Raw genomic sequence first — 15,660 nt, 5'->3', positions numbered from 1 at the left:
GTATGGAAATTTTCAATCTGGACAATCATCCCCACGTCGAACTGTGCGATCTGCTGAAGTTCCAGGGCTGGTGTGAAAGCGGCGGCGCCGCCAAAGAAGTCATCGCTGAAGGGCAGGTGAAAGTCGACGGCAAGGTCGAAACCCGCAAGCGCTGCAAGATCGTCGCCGATCAGGTGGTGGAGTTCAACGGCGGCAAGGTCATGGTTAAACCCTGACCCGCAGCCATAGAAAAAGGCGCTGAATTCAGCGCCTTTTTTGTTTTTCCCTGCGGCCGGATTACTTACGGCGCCAGGTGGTGCCCTGCGGGCCGTCTTCCAGCACGATGTTCATCTCGTTCAACCGATCGCGGGCGGCATCCGCCAGCGCCCAATCCTTCGCGGCGCGCGCTTCGTTACGCTGTTTGATCAGCGCTTCGATCTCCGCCACTTCGCCGTCGTCAACCTGAGCGCCCCCTTGCAGGAACTGCTCCGGCTCCTGCTGCAGCAGGCCGAGCACCTTCGCCAGCTTGCGCAGTTCCGCCGCCATGCCGTTGGCCGCCGCCATATCTTCACCCTTGAGGCGGTTAACCTCGCGCGCCAGATCGAACAGCGCCGAGTAGGCTTCCGGGGTGTTGAAGTCGTCGTCCATCGCTTCGCGGAAGCGGGCTTCGAACGCTTCGCCGCCGGCCGGCGCGGCGTCGGCGTCGGTGCCGCGCAGCGCGGTATAGAGGCGCTCCAGCGCGGTACGCGCCTGTTTGAGGTTCTCTTCGCTGTAGTTCAGCTGGCTGCGATAGTGGCCGGACATCAGGAAGTAACGCACCGTCTCCGCATCGTAATGGCCGAGCACGTCGCGGATGGTGAAGAAGTTATCCAGCGATTTGGACATCTTCTCTTTGTCGATCATCACCATGCCGGAGTGCATCCAGTAATTGACGTACGGGCCGTCGTGGGCGCAGCTCGACTGTGCGATCTCGTTCTCGTGGTGCGGGAACATCAGATCGGAACCGCCGCCGTGAATGTCGAAGTGGGTGCCCAGCTGTTTGCAGTTCATGGCGGAGCATTCGATGTGCCACCCCGGACGGCCCGGCCCCCACGGCGACTGCCAGCTCGGCTCGCCCGGCTTGGACATCTTCCACAGCACGAAGTCCATCGGGTTGCGCTTCACGTCGTCGATCTCCACGCGCGCGCCGGCCTGCAGCTGATCCAGATCCTGACGCGACAGCAGCCCGTATTGCGGATCGCTGTCGATGGAGAACATCACGTCGCCGTTGCTGGCCACGTAGGCGTGATCGCGATCGATCAGGCGCTGGGTGATCTCGATGATCTCGGCGATGTGCTGAGTCGCGCGCGGCTCTTGATCCGGGCGATCGATCAGCAGCGCGTCGAAGTCGGCGTGCATTTCCGCCAGCATGCGTTCGGTCAGCTGGTCGCAGGTCTCATGATTTTCCGCCGCGCGGCGGATGATTTTGTCGTCCACGTCGGTGACGTTGCGCACGTAGTTCAGCGAATAGCCGAGGTAGCGCAGGTAACGCGCCACCACGTCGAAAGCGACAAAGGTACGACCGTGCCCGATGTGACACAGGTCATAGATGGTTACCCCGCACACGTACATGCCCACTTTCCCGGCATGAATGGGTTTGAATTCCTCTTTTTGACGACTCAGGGTATTAAAAATCTTTAGCATCGGGAGATTCCGTGGTGTGCGTGATAACAAAAAAGATAACCGGGCTTCAGGTTTCCGCCCGGTAGCGTATTGAAACCTGAAGCCTGATCTATTGCAAGGTTAAGGCCATGCTTTGCTGATTTCACGCGAATAAAATGCGCGAAATTCGGCGGCCGGCGCAATTGTTATAATATAACACAAATGCGATTACCACAGACAGTGCGCGGTTGAGCCGCTGCTGACTCGCTGGGGCGGATATGTTATAAGGGCGGTCTGAATGTTCACTCGCTTTACGTGACGTCTCACTTCACCTTGTTAGGATTAAAACTATGGTTACTTTCCACACCAATCACGGCGATATCGTTATCAAGACCTTTGCTGACAAAGCGCCGGTTACCGTTGAAAACTTCCTGAACTACTGCCGCGCCGGTTTCTACGACAACACCATCTTCCACCGTGTGATCAACGGCTTCATGATCCAGGGCGGCGGTTTCGAGCCGGGCATGAACCAGAAAGCGACCAACGCGGCCATCAAGAACGAAGCCAACAACGGTCTGAAAAACACCATCGGCACCCTGGCAATGGCACGCACCAACGATCCGCACTCCGCCACCGCACAGTTCTTCATCAACGTGGCTGACAACGACTTCCTGAACTTCCGCGGCGAAAACGTGCAGGGCTGGGGCTACTGCGTGTTTGCTGAAGTGGTTGAAGGCATGGACGTGGTCAACAAGATCAAAGGCGTGAAAACCGGCCGCAGCGGCATGCACCAGGACGTACCGGTAGAAGACGTGGTGATCAACAGCGTGACCGTCAGCGAGTAATCGCGGCTGCATGAGTACGCTGTTCATCGCAGATCTGCACTTGTGCGCACAGGAACCGGCAATCACTGCCGGTTTTCTGCGTTTTTTACGGCACGAAGCGGTGCACGCCGACGCGCTGTACATCCTTGGCGACCTGTTTGAAGCCTGGATCGGCGACGACGATCCCGAGCCGCTGCACGCGGAGATCGCCGCGGCGCTGAAAGCGCTGCAACAGGCCGGCGTGCCCTGCTACTTCATCCACGGCAACCGCGATTTTCTGCTCGGCAAACGCTTCGCCCGCGCCAGCGGCATGCAGTTGCTGCCGGAAGAGAAAGTGCTGGAGCTGTACGGCCGCAGGATCCTGATCCTGCACGGCGACACCCTGTGCACCGACGATCACGCCTATCAGCAATTCCGCCGTAAAGTGCACAACCCGCTGATTCAAAAATTGTTCCTGGCGCTGCCGCTGCGCTGGCGATTGAAGATCGCCGCCAAAATGCGCGCCCGCAGCCAGCAATCCAACCAGGACAAGTCGGAAGCCATCATGGACGTCAACCCGCAGGCGGTCGAGCAAAGCATGCTGCGCCACGACGTGCACTGGATGATCCACGGCCATACCCATCGCCCGGCGGTGCACCGGCTGGCGTTGAGCAACGGCGAAGCCCATCGCGCGGTACTGGGCGCCTGGCACGTCGAAGGATCGATGATCAAAGTCAGCGCCGACGCCGTCGAGCTGATCCAATTCCCATTCTGAATTCCGGACTGGCGCGCGAGTGAAAATTCGCGCTTTCGACGGTGAAAACCGGCGACGCAACCGTTTTCCTCGCCGTGCGCTCATGGTATGCTCTACGCCCTCATTCGGCCCTCAGCCGACGCCAGACAAATCACAGGAGCCTTACACCCATGGGAGCCAACGCCGCTTCAGCCGCCACTACCGGGGCGAAAATCGCAATTGTAATGGGATCGAAAAGTGACTGGGCCACCATGCAGTTCGCCGCCGAAGTCCTGACCCAGCTCGATGTCCCCTTCCATGTCGAAGTCGTTTCCGCCCACCGCACGCCGGACAAGCTGTTCAGCTTCGCCGAGCAGGCTACCGCCAACGGTTTTGACGTGATCATCGCCGGCGCCGGCGGTGCGGCGCACCTGCCGGGCATGCTGGCGGCGAAAACCCTGGTGCCGGTGCTGGGCGTGCCGGTGCAAAGCGCCGCGCTGAGCGGCGTAGACAGCCTGTACTCCATCGTGCAGATGCCGCGCGGCATTCCGGTGGGCACGCTGGCGATCGGCAAAGCCGGCGCCGCCAACGCCGGGCTGTTGGCGATGCAGATCCTGGCGCTGCACGACGCCGCGCTGGCGCAGCGTTTGGCGGACTGGCGTCAGGCGCAGACCGAAGACGTCTTGAACCACCCCGATCCGCGGGAGGATGCATGAAGCCGGTTTGCGTACTGGGCAATGGCCAGCTGGGGCGCATGCTGCGCCAGGCAGGCGAACCGCTGGGCATCGCCGTTTACCCTGTCGGCATCGATGCCGAGCCCGAAGCGGTGCCGTATCAGAATAGCGTCATTACCGCCGAGATCGAACGCTGGCCGGAAACCGCGCTGACGCGCGAGCTGGCGACCCACAGCGCCTTCGTCAACCGCGACATTTTCCCGCGCCTGGCGGATCGCCTGACGCAAAAACAGCTGCTCGATCAGCTCGGCCTGGCGACCGCGCCGTGGCAGCTGCTGGCGAGCGCCGCCGAATGGCCGCAGGTATTCGCTTCGCTGGGCGAGCTGGCGATCGTCAAACGCCGGGTCGGCGGTTATGACGGCCGCGGCCAGTGGCGCTTGCGCCCGGGGCAGGAAGCCGAACTGCCGGCCGATGCCTATGGCGAGTGCATCGTCGAGCAAGGCATCAATTTCTCCGGCGAAGTGTCGCTGGTGGGCGCGCGTGGCCACGACGGCCGTTCGGTATTCTACCCGCTGACCCACAACCTGCATGAAGACGGCATCCTGCGCACCAGCGTGGCGCTGCCGCAGCCCAGCCCGGCGCTGCAGCAACAGGCCGAGCAGATGCTGGCGGCGATCCTGAACGAGCTGAACTACGTCGGCGTGATGGCGATGGAGTGCTTTATCGTCGGCGATCGGCTGCTGATCAACGAGCTGGCGCCGCGCGTGCACAACAGCGGCCACTGGACGCAAAACGGCGCGTCCATCAGCCAGTTCGAGCTGCACCTGCGCGCTATTCTCGGCCTGCCGCTGCCGCAGCCGGTGGTGAGCACGCCGTCGGTGATGGTCAACCTGATCGGCACCGCCGTCAACGAACAGTGGCTGTCGCTGCCGCTGGTGCATCTGCACTGGTATGAGAAAGAGGTGCGCCCGGGCCGCAAGGTCGGCCATCTCAATCTGAACGACCCGAGCGCCGCCGTTCTGCGCCAGGCGCTGCAGGCGCTGGCGCCGCTGCTGCCGGGCGAGTACCAAAGCGGGCTGGCCTGGGCGCAGCAGAAGCTGGCTTAACGGTTTAAGCCGCCGAAAAAGAAGAAGGTTCAGCCCAGGCTGAACCTTTTTTTGCCGCAAAGATCAACGCGAGCCGATGTTACGCAACGGTTTGCCGGCCATCAGATTACGTTCAATATGTTCCAGAGAAATATTTTTGGTTTCCGGGATCAGCGCCAACGTGATGAAAACAAACAGCACGTTAAGCCCTGCATAGACCCAAAAGGTGTGCGCGCTACCCAACGAATTCAGCATGGTCAGGAACGTCGCTCCCACAATCATATTGGCGATCCAGTTAGTGGCGGTGGAGCAGGTGATGCCGAAATCGCGGCCTTTCAATGGCTGGATCTCTGAACACAGCACCCAAATCAGCGGGCCGGCGCTCATGGCAAAGCCGACGATAAACATCAGCAGCATGACGATAGCGAAATATTGCGCCACCGCCGAGTTCATGCCGATATTCATCATGGTTCCCAGCGCCCCCATGCCGACGGCCATCACGATAAACCCAAGGATCAAGGTGGGTTTGCGGCCCCAGCGATCGACCAGCCCAATAGCGATAAAGGTGGCCAGCACGTTGACCAGACCGACGATCACCGTGCCCCACATCTGCTGTTCCGTGCTGGCGAAGCCCGCCAGACCGAAAATCTTCGGCGCGTAATACATGGTGACGTTCATCCCGGTGAACTGCTGCATCACCTGGAGAAGAACGCCAAGGAAAACCGCGCGGCGGAAATTTTTATTGCCTTTGAACAACGCCCAACCGCTTTGCTTCAGTTTGAGGCTTTCACGAATTTCATTCAGCTCATGCTGCGCCTGGGCACTGCTGTCGCGCAGCTTCTCCAACACCTGGCGCGCCTGCTCATGACGATTGCGCGAGGCCAGCCAGCGCGGGCTGTCAGGTAAAAAGAACACGCCAACCAACAACAGCCCGGCCGGGATGGTGATGACGCCCAACATCCAGCGCCAGGCGCCGGTATAGCTGAATGCCGTATCAGACAGGTAAGCCGCCAAAATACCGATGGTGATCATCAATTGATACATCGAGATCATGCTGCCGCGGATTTTCTCCGGCGCGATTTCAGAAAGATAAATCGGCGCGGTATAAGAAGCGATACCCACCGCCAATCCCAGCAGAATGCGTGAAACGATCAGCACCTCCACGTTGGGGGCGAACGCTGAACACAGCGATCCCGCGACGAACAGAATGGCGCCGATCATCAAACTGTATTTGCGCCCCAGCCGGAAGTTCATCCAGCCGCTGCCGATGGCGCCGACGGCGGCGCCAAACATCATCGAGCTGACCACCCACTCCTGCTGAGAGCTGGTGATATGAAAAGTGTCGGTAATAAACGGCAGAGCGCCGGCGATTACGCCGATATCCAAGCCAAACAACAGGCCGGCCAAGGCGGCCAAAAAACAGACGAAAAAAGTCATGCCGACATGGGTCGGGCTTTTCTCCGCCGGTGCAACTTTAACGGTAGCGCTCATACAGCCTCCAGGAGAAAACGGTCATCAGTTGTGCGACATGATAGGAGGCAATGCGTCGCAGATAAGTGAGTACGATCACATTAGTGAAAGCGGTTACATAATTTTAAACCTTAATTCTACGCATCAACAGACGACAAACTCGTTTGGTTACTGTGTAACTCATTATTTATATGCATAAAAAAGTAAGTGAAGGCCTGAGTTTGGTAAGAGCATTGCCAATACGCATTGTATCGATAGAGTACAAATGTAATCGATTTCACAAAAATCAGCGTGACGTGCGGAAGGGAACAAGGAGAAAAGCCACGGTAACGCGCGGCGGAAAATCGGCAGGCCCGGCCGCGCTTGGCGGCAACGGACCTGCGATAGCAAGATCAGCCATCATAACTGCGGAACAGCGCCCGGCCGCGCAGCAGGCGCACGCCCAGCCAGCCGCCGCACAGCGACAGCAGCAGCGCGCTGGCCAGCGGCAACGCCCACCACAGCACCGGCGTCGGCGTCCACGGGAAGTCGAACACCCGGCTCTGCAGCAGCCACAGCGCCGCCTCGGCGCCCACCGCCGCCGCGATGCCCGCCACCAGCCCCAGCAGGGCGAACTCGCACCACAGCGTGCGGCGCAGCAGCCGTTTGCCGGCGCCCAGCGTGCGATACACCACCAGCTCCTGGCGGCGCTGACGCATGCCGACCTGCACCTGTGCCAGCAGCAGCAGGCCGCCGCACAGCACCACCAGCACCACCATCACCTCCAGCGCGCGACTGACCTGCTGCAGCACGCCGCCGACCTGTTTCAGGATCGCGCCGATGTCCATCAGGCTGAGCGTCGGGAACTGGCGGTTGAGCTGGGTCAGCATCTGACCGTCGCCGTCGTAGCGGAAGCTGGTAAGCCAGGTCTGCGGCTGGCCGTCCAGCGCGCCCGGCGGGAAGATAAAGTAAAAGTTCGGCTTCAGGCTTTCCCAATCCACCTGGCGCAGGCTGGTGACTTTGGCGCTGAACGCCTGGGTATCGCCGCTGAAGGTCAGCGTGTCGCCCAACTTGATCTTCAGCCGCCCGGCAATGCCTTCATCCATCGAAACCTCACCGGTTTTCGGCGGCCAATTGCCCGCCACCAGCGGATTGTGATCCGGCAGATCGGCCAACCAGGTCAGGTTCAGCTCGCGGTTCACCGCCTCGCCACCCGGATCGTCTTCATGCACCCGCTCGGTCGCCACCTGCTGGTTTATCTCGGTCAGGCGCACCCGGACGATCGGATAATAGGTTTCCGGCTTGATCTGGTGCTGCTGCAGGAAGGTTTTCACCTGCGGCACCTGCGCCTCGGTCATGTTGAGCAGGAAATAGTTCGGGCTGTCCGGCGGCAGCTGTTGCTGCCAGCGGTCGAGCAAATCGCCGCGCAGCACCAGCAACAGCGCCAGCAGCATAAACGACAGCGAGAACGCCGCCAGTTGGCTGATGGTCACCCACGGCTGATGCAGCAGGCGGTTGACCGCCAGCCGCAGCGCCAGGCTCTTGAGCGTGATGCGGCGCAGCAGCTGCAGGCTGCCCCAGCCGATGCCGCCCAGCAGCAACGCCAGCACCGCCATGCCCGCCAAGATCGCCCACAGCAGCGTGCTGGCCCCCATCAGCGTCACCAGCAGCGCCACCACGATCGCCGCCGTCACCGGCAGGAAGTAGCGCAGCGGCCAGACGTTGGCCACCACATCGCGGCGCAGCACCCGCAGCGGTTGGGTGGCCAGCAACTGACGGTACGGCCGCAGCCCGACCAGCAGCGAAATCAGCACCAGCGCGCCGAGCGCCCACAGCCACGGCCAGGCGCCGGCGGCGGGCAACGCGGCCGGCAACACCGGCTTCAGCAGGCGAATCAACAGCGCTTCGAACGCCAGCCCGATCGCCCCGCCGCACACCGCCGCCAGCGCCATCACCGCCAGCCACTGGCCGACGATCAGTTTACGCAGCGCGCCGCGCCCGGCGCCGAGGGTTTTCAGCACCGCGATCAGATCGTAGCGGCTGCGGCAATAGTGGCTCATCGCCACCGCCACGGCGGCGATCGACAACAGCAGCGTCAGCAGGGCCGACAGCAACAGGAACTGTTGGGATCGCTGCAGCGACTTGCCGAGCGCACTGCCGGACTCCTGCAGCCCGAACCAGCGCTGATCCGGCGTCAACTGCGGCGTCAGCCGCTCCTCGTAACGCTGAATATCCGGCTCGGCGCCGGCGAACATGTAGCGGTAGGTCAGGCGACTGCCCGGCTGCACCGCGCCGGTCTTATCGACGTCCGCCAGGTTGATCATGATGCGCGGCGCGGTCTGGAACGGGTTGAAGCCGGCGTCCGGTTCCTGAATGATTTCACCGGCGATGCGCAGCGTGGTGTCGCCCACCTCGAGCGAATCCCCCACTTTCACGTTCAGCAGCGCCAGCAAACGCGGCGCCACCAGCACGCTGCCCGGTTCGGGCTTGATGTTGGCCGGGCGCGTTTCCAGCTTGCCATACAGCGGATAGGCCAAATCGGTGGCTTTCACGTCCGCCAGCTGCGGCCGGTCGCCGGCATAGGTCATGGTGGTGAACGACAGCTGGCGGCTCAGCGTCAGCCCCTGCTGCTGCGCGTCCAGCAGCCAGCCTTCCGGCACCGGATGCGCGCTGCGCAGCACCCGATCGCCGGCGATAAAATCGCGGCTCTGCTGGCTGAGCCCTTTGTCCATGCGATCGCTGATGCTGCCCAGCGCCAGCACGCAGGCCACGGAGAGCGTCAACGCCAGCCAAACGATCAGCAGCGACGGCGAGCGCCATTCGCGCCAGAACCAGCGCCAGATCATGCTTCCTCCCACAGCTTGCCTTCACGCAGCCGCAGCCGCCGCTGGCAACGCGCCGCCAGGGTTTCGTCATGGGTCACCAGGATCAGGGTGGTGTCAAAATCGCGGTTGAGAGAGAACAACAGGTCGGCGATGCGATCGCCGGTCTGGCGATCGAGGTTGCCGGTCGGTTCATCGGCGAACAGCACCCGCGGCCGGCCGCTGAAGGCGCGCGCCAGCGCCACACGCTGCTGCTCGCCGCCGGACAGCTGCGCCGGCAGGTGATCGAGCCGTTTGCCCAATCCCAGCTGTTCCAGCAGTTGCACCGCCTGCTCGCGGCTCTGCCTGTCGCTCTCGCCGCGCAGCAGCGCCGGCAGCTGCACGTTTTCCAGCGCGTTCAGCGTCGGCACCAGCATGAACGACTGAAACACGAAGCCGACGTTCCTGGCGCGCAGCGCGGCGCGGCCTTCTTCGTCCAGCGCGGTCAGCGACTCGCCCAGCAGGCGCACCTCGCCCTCGCTGCCGTCATCCAGCCCGGCCAAAATGCCCAGCAGGGTCGATTTCCCCGATCCGGATTCGCCGATCAGGGCGATCGTCTGCGCGGGTTTGACAAGCAGCTCGACTCCGGTAAGGATGGTGAGCTGATGCTCACCCTGACCAACGTGTTTACTAAGATGATGAACTTCAAGAACGTTTTCCGCTGGCATCTTCCCTTCCTTTTGCTGTTGGGATTATTCAGTTTACGCGCTGTCGCCGCCGATACCTTGTTGATTTTGGGCGACAGTTTAAGCGCCGGCTACCGCCTGCCGATCGAGCGGGCCTGGCCGACGCTGTTGGCCGAACAGTGGCAGAAAAAACCGGGCGCGCCGCAGCTGGTCAACGCCAGCATCAGCGGCGACACCGCCGCACAGGGGCTGGCGCGTCTGCCCGCGCTGCTGAAACAGCATCAGCCACGCTGGGTGCTGATCGAGCTGGGCGCCAACGACGGCCTGCGCGGTTTCCCGGCGCCGGACATGCAGCGCGATCTCGGCCAGATCATCACGCGGGTGCAGCAGGCCGGCGCACAGCCGCTGCTGATGCAAATTCGCATCCCGCCGAACTACGGCCGCCGCTATACCGAAGCGTTCAGCGCCGTCTACCCGGCGCTGGCCAAGCAGTTCAACATTCCGCTGCTGCCGTTCTATATGGAACAGGTGGTGGTGAAGCCGGAATGGATGCAGGATGACGGATTGCACCCCAATGGGGACGCCCAGCCGTTTATCGCCACTTGGATGGCGGAGCGCCTGGAACCGCTAGTAAAACATGAGTCTAACTAAATTAGGGTCGTACACTAGGTAAAGTTATGCAAAAAGCAGTATTGATAACCGGCTGCTCCAGCGGAATTGGATTGATTGCGGCGCAGGATCTGCGCAACCGCGGCTACCGGGTGCTGGCCGCCTGCCGCAAGCCGCAGGACGTGGAAAACATGCGCCAGCTCGGGCTGGAAGGCATCGAGCTGGATCTGGACGACAGCGCCAGCGTCGAGCGCGCCGCCGCCGAGGTGATCGCGCTGACCGGCGGCCGCCTGTATGGCCTGTTCAACAACGGCGGCTTCGGCGTTTACGGCCCGCTCAGCGGCATCTCGCGCAGCCAGCTGGAGCGGCAGTTCGCCACCAACCTGTTCGGCACCCACCAGTTGACCCAGTTGCTGCTGCCGGCGATGTTGCCGCACGGCGAAGGGCGCATTATCCAGACCAGCTCGGTGATGGGCCTGGTCTCCAGTGCCGGGCGCGGCGCCTACGCCGCCAGCAAATTCGCGCTGGAAGCCTGGTCGGACGCGCTGCGCATGGAGCTGCACGGCAGCGGCATTCAGGTCAGCCTGATCGAACCGGGGCCGATTTCCACCCACTTTAGCCAGAACGTCAATCAGACGCAGAGCGACAAACCGGTGCATAACCCCGGCATCGCCAAGCGCCTGACGCTGCCGCCGGAGGCCATTCTGCCCAAGCTGCGCCACGCGCTGGAAAGCCCGCGCGCCAAACTGCGCTACCCGGTGACCCTGCTGGCGCACGCGATGAGCGTGCTGCGCCGCATTCTACCGGGCCGCTGTCTGGATTGGCTGCTGCGCAGCAACGCTTAATTCGCCCGCCGGGGTTGAAGAATGGCGGCGCGCCCCCATCTACACCCCATGGCTCCGCACGATCAGAGAGAAAAAAGATGCTAGCTCAAGCTGTTGTTGATATTAACGAAACTAACCTGCACCAGACGCTGGAACAGTCGATGTCCATTCCGGTGCTGTTCTACTTCTGGTCCGAGCGCAGCCAACACTGCCTGCAGCTCACGCCGGTGCTCGACAAACTGGCGGCGGAATACGCCGGCCAGTTCATTCTGGCCAAGGTGGACTGCGACGCCGAACAGATGATCGCCTCCCAGTTCGGGCTGCGCTCCATTCCGACCGTCTATCTGTTCAAAGACGGTCAGCCGGTCGACGGCTTCCAGGGCCCGCAGCCGGAAGAAGCGATCCGCGACTTGCTGCAGCGTTTCCTGCCGAAGGAAGAAGATCTGAAACTGGCGCAGGCGCAGGAACTGCTGGCCGCCGGCAACGCTGCCGAAGCGCTGCCGCTGCTGAAAGACGCCTGGCAGAGCAGCCAACAGCGCAGCGATATCGGCCTGACCCTGGCCGAAACTCAGATCGCGCTCAGCCGCAGCGAAGACGCCGAAGCGGTGCTGGCGACCATTCCACTGCAGGATCGCGATACCCGCTATCAGGGCCTGGTGGCGCAGATTGAACTGTTGAAGCAGGCGGCGGACACGCCGGAAATCCAACAGCTGCAACAGCAGGTGCAGCAGCAGCCGGGCAACGTCGAGCTGGCGGTGCAGCTGGCGCTGCAGCTGCATCAGGTCGGGCGTAACGAAGAAGCGCTGGAACTGTTGATGGGGCATCTGAAGAAAGATCTGGCCGCCGCCAACGGCAACGCGCGCAAGACCCTGATGGACATTCTGGCCGCGCTCGGCACCGGCGACGCGCTGGCCGCTAAATATCGCCGCCAGCTGTACTCCCTGCTGTACTGATATACCCTTCTTCTTTCCAGCCGCATCGTTGTTGGCTGCATGTTCGAACCCCAGTCACTTAGTTATCTAAGCTCCTGGGGTTTGTCACGTTTGCCGCCTGGACGCAACTGGAAATCCATTGGGTATATGTGTTGTCCCAAAGTAAATATTGAAGGGTATCCCCTAAATAGTTCGAGTTGCATCAAGGCGGCAAGTTTGTAAGTCCCCGGGAGCTTACTCAAGTAAGCGACCGGGGCGCGCAAACGCAGCCAACACAGATGCAGCTTGAAATATGACGGGGATATCAGCGATAGACCCGCACCCCACCTTCCACGCCCGCCGGGCTGAACAACACCTGCCACAGCTGAATGTTGCGCGAACGGAACGCGCCGGCGCAGGCGTTCAGGTAATAAGTGAACATGCGTTCGAAGCGCTCGGAATAGCCGCCGGCCAACTCTGGCCACGCCCGTTTGAAGTTCTCCAGCCAGGCCATCAGCGTGCGATCGTAATCGGCGCCAAAGTTGTGCCAATCTTCCATCACGAAACGCCCTTCGCTGGCCTCGGCGATATGCCGCACCGAAGGCAGGCAGCCGTTGGGGAAGATGTATTTGTCTATCCAGGCGTCGACGTTGAGATCGGTCTGATTGGAACCGATAGTGTGCAGCAGGAACAGGCCGTCGGGCTTCAGGTTGCGCGCCGCGACGCTGAAATAGGTCTCGTAGTTTTTCGGCCCGACGTGCTCGAACATGCCGACCGACACGATGCGATCGAACTGGCGATCCAGATCGCGGTAATCCTGCAGCAAGATCTCGACGTCCAGCCCGGCGCAGCGTGCCTGCGCCAGCTTCTGCTGCTCGGCCGAAATGGTCACGCCGTGCACCGAGACGCCGTAGTTTTGCGCCGCAAACTGCGCCAGCCCGCCCCAGCCGCAGCCGATATCCAGCAGCGTCATGCCCGGTTTCAGCTGCAGTTTCTCGCAGATCATCCGCAGCTTGGCCTGCTGCGCCTGCTCGAGCGTCTGCGCCTCTTTCCAGTAACCGCAGGAGTATTGCATGTAGGGATCGAGCATCGCCCGGAACAGGTCGTTGCCGATGTCGTAGTGCTCTTTGCCCACCTGCCAGGCGCGCTTGCGCGATTGGCGGTTGAACAGCCGGGCATAGGCGATGCGCGCGATGTCGCTCAGGCTTTTCGGCAGCCGCTCATCGACGCCGGCCTGCAGAATGCGGGTGAACAGCATGTCCAGCCGTTCGCACTCCCACCAGCCGTCCATATAGCCTTCGCCGAAACCGAGCGAGCCTTCCTGCAAAATGCGTTTGAACAGCGCCGGGTTGTGCACCCGGATATCCCAGGCGCGCGGGCCGTTGATGGCGACGCCGGCTTCCGCCAACATCTCCTCCACAATGCGATACCAGCGATCCTTCTTCTGGGCGAGTTCATCAACACTGAGCGAATCCATAACAATCCTTGGCCGAAATGTCATTTCAAAAAGCATAGTCGCAAATAAAAATGACAAATTTTTGACGGTAAACACCGGGGTGTTTTTACTCTAGCCAAGGCGAGCAACATCATGAAATGAATAAAAATTATTGAAATCATGCCATTTAGGCATACTTATCCGCGCCAGCGCGGGCGCGGATAAACCGACGGCGGCTAAGGCAAAATAGAGGTGCCGGCCTGGCCCGCCAGCACCGCGTCGATATCCTGCAGGCCACCGATATGGGCCGTCCGCCCGGTGCGATCGACGAAGCGGCTGACCGCCATGATCTTCGGCCCCATGGCGCCGTCCGCCACCGCCATCGGCGCCAGCTCTTGCGTGGTGGCGCGCCGAATGGCGCGCTGGCGCGGCGTGCCCCACTCCTGGTACACCGCGTCGGCGTCGGTGAGGATCACCAGATGATCGGCCCCCACCTGCTCCGCCAACAGCGCCGCCGCCAGATCTTTGTCGATCACCGCTTCGCTGCCCGTCAGCCCATGCTCGTCGGCGATCATCGGGATGCCGCCGCCGCCGTTGCAGATCACGATGTGCCGCTGCGCCAGCAGCAGCGTGATCGCCTCGATGTCGAGGATCTTTTGCGGCGCCGGCGAAGGCACCACCCGGCGGATGTAGTTGCCGTCCGCCTTCAGCGTCCAGCCGTATTTGGCCTCCAGCGCCTGCCGCTGTTCCGGCGCATACACCGGCCCGATGAACTTGCTCGGCGCCAGATAATCCGCATCCTGCGCATCCACCAGCACCCGCGTCAGCAGCGTGGACACCGGCTGCTGCGGATGGCTGGCGCTCAACTGCTGCGCCAGCATATAGCCGATCATGCCCTGGCTTTCGGCCACCAGAATATCCAGCGGATAGGGCGGCACATCGCGGTACGCCAGGTTCTGCAACGCCAGCAGCCCCACCTGCGGCCCGTTGCCGTGCACGATGGCGATGCGGTATTTCTGCGCCAGCTTGCCGATGGCGTCGGCGATAAGGGCGATGCTCTTATACTGATTTTCCGCAGAGAGCACGGCTCCGCGCTGCAACAGGGCGTTGCCGCCCAACGCAATGACCAAGGTTTTCATGGTTTGCACCCGTAGTTGAAATCATACCGTCCCGGCCGGATCCGCGATCCGGCCCTCGTGTTCACACCGCGCGCCGCACAGTGCGTTAATCGTCGTCATCCCCAGCCACACGCCCAGCAGCGTGTCCGCTCCCGAAAAGTGCCCCAGGCTCAGCACCGCTTCCACCGCCGCCGATACCTCTTCAGGCGCCCGCAGTCCCTGCGCCAACGCATGCAGCGGCGTGGCGAACACGCCCTGTTCGGCGTAACGCAGGTAGTGCGCACTCACCAGCGTGGTCAGCGCGTCCAGCGGTGGCGTCTGGGCGAAAAACGGCGCCAGCCCGGCGACCTGAATGCGGCTGTCGAGGTGCGCGCTCAGCAGCAGGCCGAGCAAGGTGTCGTCGTTGCTCGGCGTCAGCCCCGGCCCCTTGCCCAGCGCCTGGCGCCAGTCGACCGTGTCGCCCCGCAGCCAACGGGAAAAATCCCGCGCCAGCGCGGCCGGCTCCGGCGTTAACGGCCGCTTCACCAATCGGCCCAGCTCGCCGTGTAACCCGCACTGCGCCGTGCAGCGCTGCAATACCGCCGTCAGCGGCCGATCGGCAATGGCCGCGCGCGATGTCAGCGCCAGATCCCGCGCCGCCGCGGCGGGCCGCACCAGGAGCGCATCCAACGTGATGCCTGCGGCGGAGAAGGCGCAGCGCCCTACGGACGGCACCGCACGCCGCACGCGATCGAAATCCCGCGCGCCGAGCTGCCACCCCATCGGGCTCAGGCCGCTGCCGGCGCGGTGCAGCGTCAGCAGCCGCGCGCGTTCCGTCAGGAAATTGATCGCGTTGTTGAAGCTGCCGACGCAGCGCAGCGCGCCGTAGTCTTGCGTCGCATGGCGGCTGCTGGCCAACGCGATAATGTCCAT

The 15,660-nt window shown here is 62.3% G+C and carries 15 protein-coding genes; 8 read left to right on the top strand and 7 right to left on the bottom strand.

Going from position 1 to position 15,660, the window contains the following annotated elements; genetic code table 11:
- Positions 1-2: 2 nt before the first annotated feature.
- Entirely contained in the window at positions 3-215 is a 213-nt protein-coding gene (gene ybcJ, locus SSARUM2_RS05300) for a ribosome-associated protein YbcJ (RefSeq protein ID WP_033637394.1), read from the top strand.
- Between the two features lie 61 nt (positions 216-276).
- Here the strand turns inward: ybcJ and cysS are convergent, their stop codons facing one another.
- Positions 277-1,662 carry a cysteine--tRNA ligase gene (gene cysS, locus SSARUM2_RS05295; protein ID WP_033637393.1) on the bottom strand — a complete coding sequence of 462 codons (1,386 nt, stop codon included), beginning with the start codon at positions 1,660-1,662 and terminating at the stop codon, positions 277-279.
- A gap of 308 nt (positions 1,663-1,970) precedes the next feature.
- Between cysS and ppiB the strand changes: the two genes are divergently transcribed.
- The 4 genes from ppiB (at position 1,971) to purK (ending at position 4,936) form a co-directional block, all read left to right on the top strand.
- The gene (gene ppiB / locus SSARUM2_RS05290) at positions 1,971-2,465 is read left to right on the top strand and encodes a peptidylprolyl isomerase B (RefSeq protein ID WP_016928800.1); all 495 of its coding nucleotides are present in this window, start codon (positions 1,971-1,973) and stop codon (positions 2,463-2,465) included.
- A 10-nt stretch (positions 2,466-2,475) separates the two neighbouring features.
- Positions 2,476-3,198, top strand: coding sequence for a UDP-2,3-diacylglucosamine diphosphatase (locus SSARUM2_RS05285; RefSeq protein ID WP_060387367.1), 723 nt, complete (start codon positions 2,476-2,478; stop codon positions 3,196-3,198).
- 149 nt (positions 3,199-3,347) lie between these two features.
- The gene (purE, locus tag SSARUM2_RS05280) at positions 3,348-3,872 is read left to right on the top strand and encodes a 5-(carboxyamino)imidazole ribonucleotide mutase (protein ID WP_033653219.1); all 525 of its coding nucleotides are present in this window, start codon (positions 3,348-3,350) and stop codon (positions 3,870-3,872) included.
- On the top strand, positions 3,869-4,936 hold the full coding sequence (gene purK, locus SSARUM2_RS05275; protein WP_060439000.1) for a 5-(carboxyamino)imidazole ribonucleotide synthase: 1,068 nt from the start codon (positions 3,869-3,871) through the stop codon (positions 4,934-4,936). Before purE ends, purK begins: the two co-directional genes overlap by 4 nt.
- Before the next feature lie 63 nt (positions 4,937-4,999).
- Here purK and SSARUM2_RS05270 read toward each other — a convergent pair whose 3' ends face one another.
- The 3 genes from SSARUM2_RS05270 to ybbA all read right to left on the bottom strand — a co-directional run bounded on the left by SSARUM2_RS05270 (position 5,000) and on the right by ybbA (position 9,893).
- Complete coding sequence (locus SSARUM2_RS05270; RefSeq protein WP_033647230.1) at positions 5,000-6,406, bottom strand: sugar porter family MFS transporter; 1,407 nt, start codon at positions 6,404-6,406, stop codon at positions 5,000-5,002.
- Between the two features lie 371 nt (positions 6,407-6,777).
- The gene (ybbP, locus tag SSARUM2_RS05265) at positions 6,778-9,210 is read right to left on the bottom strand and encodes a putative ABC transporter permease subunit YbbP (RefSeq protein ID WP_060439001.1); all 2,433 of its coding nucleotides are present in this window, start codon (positions 9,208-9,210) and stop codon (positions 6,778-6,780) included.
- Entirely contained in the window at positions 9,207-9,893 is a 687-nt protein-coding gene (gene ybbA / locus SSARUM2_RS05260; RefSeq protein WP_004940192.1) for a putative ABC transporter ATP-binding protein YbbA, read from the bottom strand. The genes ybbP and ybbA overlap by 4 nt, the downstream gene beginning before the upstream one ends.
- Between ybbA and tesA the strand changes: the two genes are divergently transcribed.
- From tesA to SSARUM2_RS05245, 3 genes are all read left to right on the top strand, one after another.
- Positions 9,864-10,502, top strand: coding sequence for a multifunctional acyl-CoA thioesterase I/protease I/lysophospholipase L1 (gene tesA, locus SSARUM2_RS05255; protein ID WP_185744069.1), 639 nt, complete (start codon positions 9,864-9,866; stop codon positions 10,500-10,502). The genes ybbA and tesA overlap by 30 nt on opposite strands.
- A gap of 26 nt (positions 10,503-10,528) precedes the next feature.
- On the top strand, positions 10,529-11,305 hold the full coding sequence (locus tag SSARUM2_RS05250; protein ID WP_033637386.1) for an SDR family oxidoreductase: 777 nt from the start codon (positions 10,529-10,531) through the stop codon (positions 11,303-11,305).
- 77 nt (positions 11,306-11,382) lie between these two features.
- A complete protein-coding gene (locus SSARUM2_RS05245; RefSeq protein WP_033647233.1) occupies positions 11,383-12,237 on the top strand; it encodes a co-chaperone YbbN in 855 nt (284 codons plus the stop codon).
- A 283-nt stretch (positions 12,238-12,520) separates the two neighbouring features.
- Here SSARUM2_RS05245 and cfa read toward each other — a convergent pair whose 3' ends face one another.
- The 3 genes from cfa to SSARUM2_RS05230 form a co-directional block, all read right to left on the bottom strand.
- Positions 12,521-13,672, bottom strand: a complete 1,152-nt coding sequence (cfa, locus tag SSARUM2_RS05240) for a cyclopropane fatty acyl phospholipid synthase (RefSeq protein WP_033637384.1) — start codon at positions 13,670-13,672, stop codon at positions 12,521-12,523.
- Positions 13,673-13,866: 194 nt separating this feature from the next.
- Entirely contained in the window at positions 13,867-14,769 is a 903-nt protein-coding gene (locus SSARUM2_RS05235) for a carbamate kinase (protein WP_060452719.1), read from the bottom strand.
- 21 nt (positions 14,770-14,790) lie between these two features.
- The gene (locus SSARUM2_RS05230; protein WP_060452718.1) at positions 14,791-15,660 is read right to left on the bottom strand and encodes a DUF2877 domain-containing protein; all 870 of its coding nucleotides are present in this window, start codon (positions 15,658-15,660) and stop codon (positions 14,791-14,793) included.

Source organism: Serratia sp. K-E0102 (assembly GCF_029962625.1).
In the GTDB taxonomy this organism is placed as follows: Bacteria; Pseudomonadota; Gammaproteobacteria; order Enterobacterales; family Enterobacteriaceae; genus Serratia; species Serratia sarumanii.
Note: the sequence above shows the minus strand (reverse complement) of the source record. Positions and strands in the feature narration are given on the sequence as shown.

Excerpts from the sequence above, each read along its gene's own strand:
- SSARUM2_RS05230 (WP_060452718.1), bottom strand. The coding sequence starts at position 15,660 with ATGGACATTATCGCGTTGGCCAGCAGCCGCCATGCGACGCAAGACTAC.
- purE (WP_033653219.1), top strand. The coding sequence starts at position 3,348 with ATGGGAGCCAACGCCGCTTCAGCCGCCACTACCGGGGCGAAAATCGCA.
- SSARUM2_RS05235 (WP_060452719.1), bottom strand. The coding sequence starts at position 14,769 with ATGAAAACCTTGGTCATTGCGTTGGGCGGCAACGCCCTGTTGCAGCGC.
- cysS (WP_033637393.1), bottom strand. The coding sequence starts at position 1,662 with ATGCTAAAGATTTTTAATACCCTGAGTCGTCAAAAAGAGGAATTCAAA.
- SSARUM2_RS05270 (WP_033647230.1), bottom strand. The coding sequence starts at position 6,406 with ATGAGCGCTACCGTTAAAGTTGCACCGGCGGAGAAAAGCCCGACCCAT.
- SSARUM2_RS05245 (WP_033647233.1), top strand. The coding sequence starts at position 11,383 with ATGCTAGCTCAAGCTGTTGTTGATATTAACGAAACTAACCTGCACCAG.
- SSARUM2_RS05250 (WP_033637386.1), top strand. The coding sequence starts at position 10,529 with ATGCAAAAAGCAGTATTGATAACCGGCTGCTCCAGCGGAATTGGATTG.
- cfa (WP_033637384.1), bottom strand. The coding sequence starts at position 13,672 with ATGGATTCGCTCAGTGTTGATGAACTCGCCCAGAAGAAGGATCGCTGG.
- ybcJ (WP_033637394.1), top strand. The coding sequence starts at position 3 with ATGGAAATTTTCAATCTGGACAATCATCCCCACGTCGAACTGTGCGAT.
- ppiB (WP_016928800.1), top strand. The coding sequence starts at position 1,971 with ATGGTTACTTTCCACACCAATCACGGCGATATCGTTATCAAGACCTTT.
- tesA (WP_185744069.1), top strand. The coding sequence starts at position 9,864 with ATGAACTTCAAGAACGTTTTCCGCTGGCATCTTCCCTTCCTTTTGCTG.
- SSARUM2_RS05285 (WP_060387367.1), top strand. The coding sequence starts at position 2,476 with ATGAGTACGCTGTTCATCGCAGATCTGCACTTGTGCGCACAGGAACCG.
- ybbA (WP_004940192.1), bottom strand. The coding sequence starts at position 9,893 with ATGCCAGCGGAAAACGTTCTTGAAGTTCATCATCTTAGTAAACACGTT.
- ybbP (WP_060439001.1), bottom strand. The coding sequence starts at position 9,210 with ATGATCTGGCGCTGGTTCTGGCGCGAATGGCGCTCGCCGTCGCTGCTG.
- purK (WP_060439000.1), top strand. The coding sequence starts at position 3,869 with ATGAAGCCGGTTTGCGTACTGGGCAATGGCCAGCTGGGGCGCATGCTG.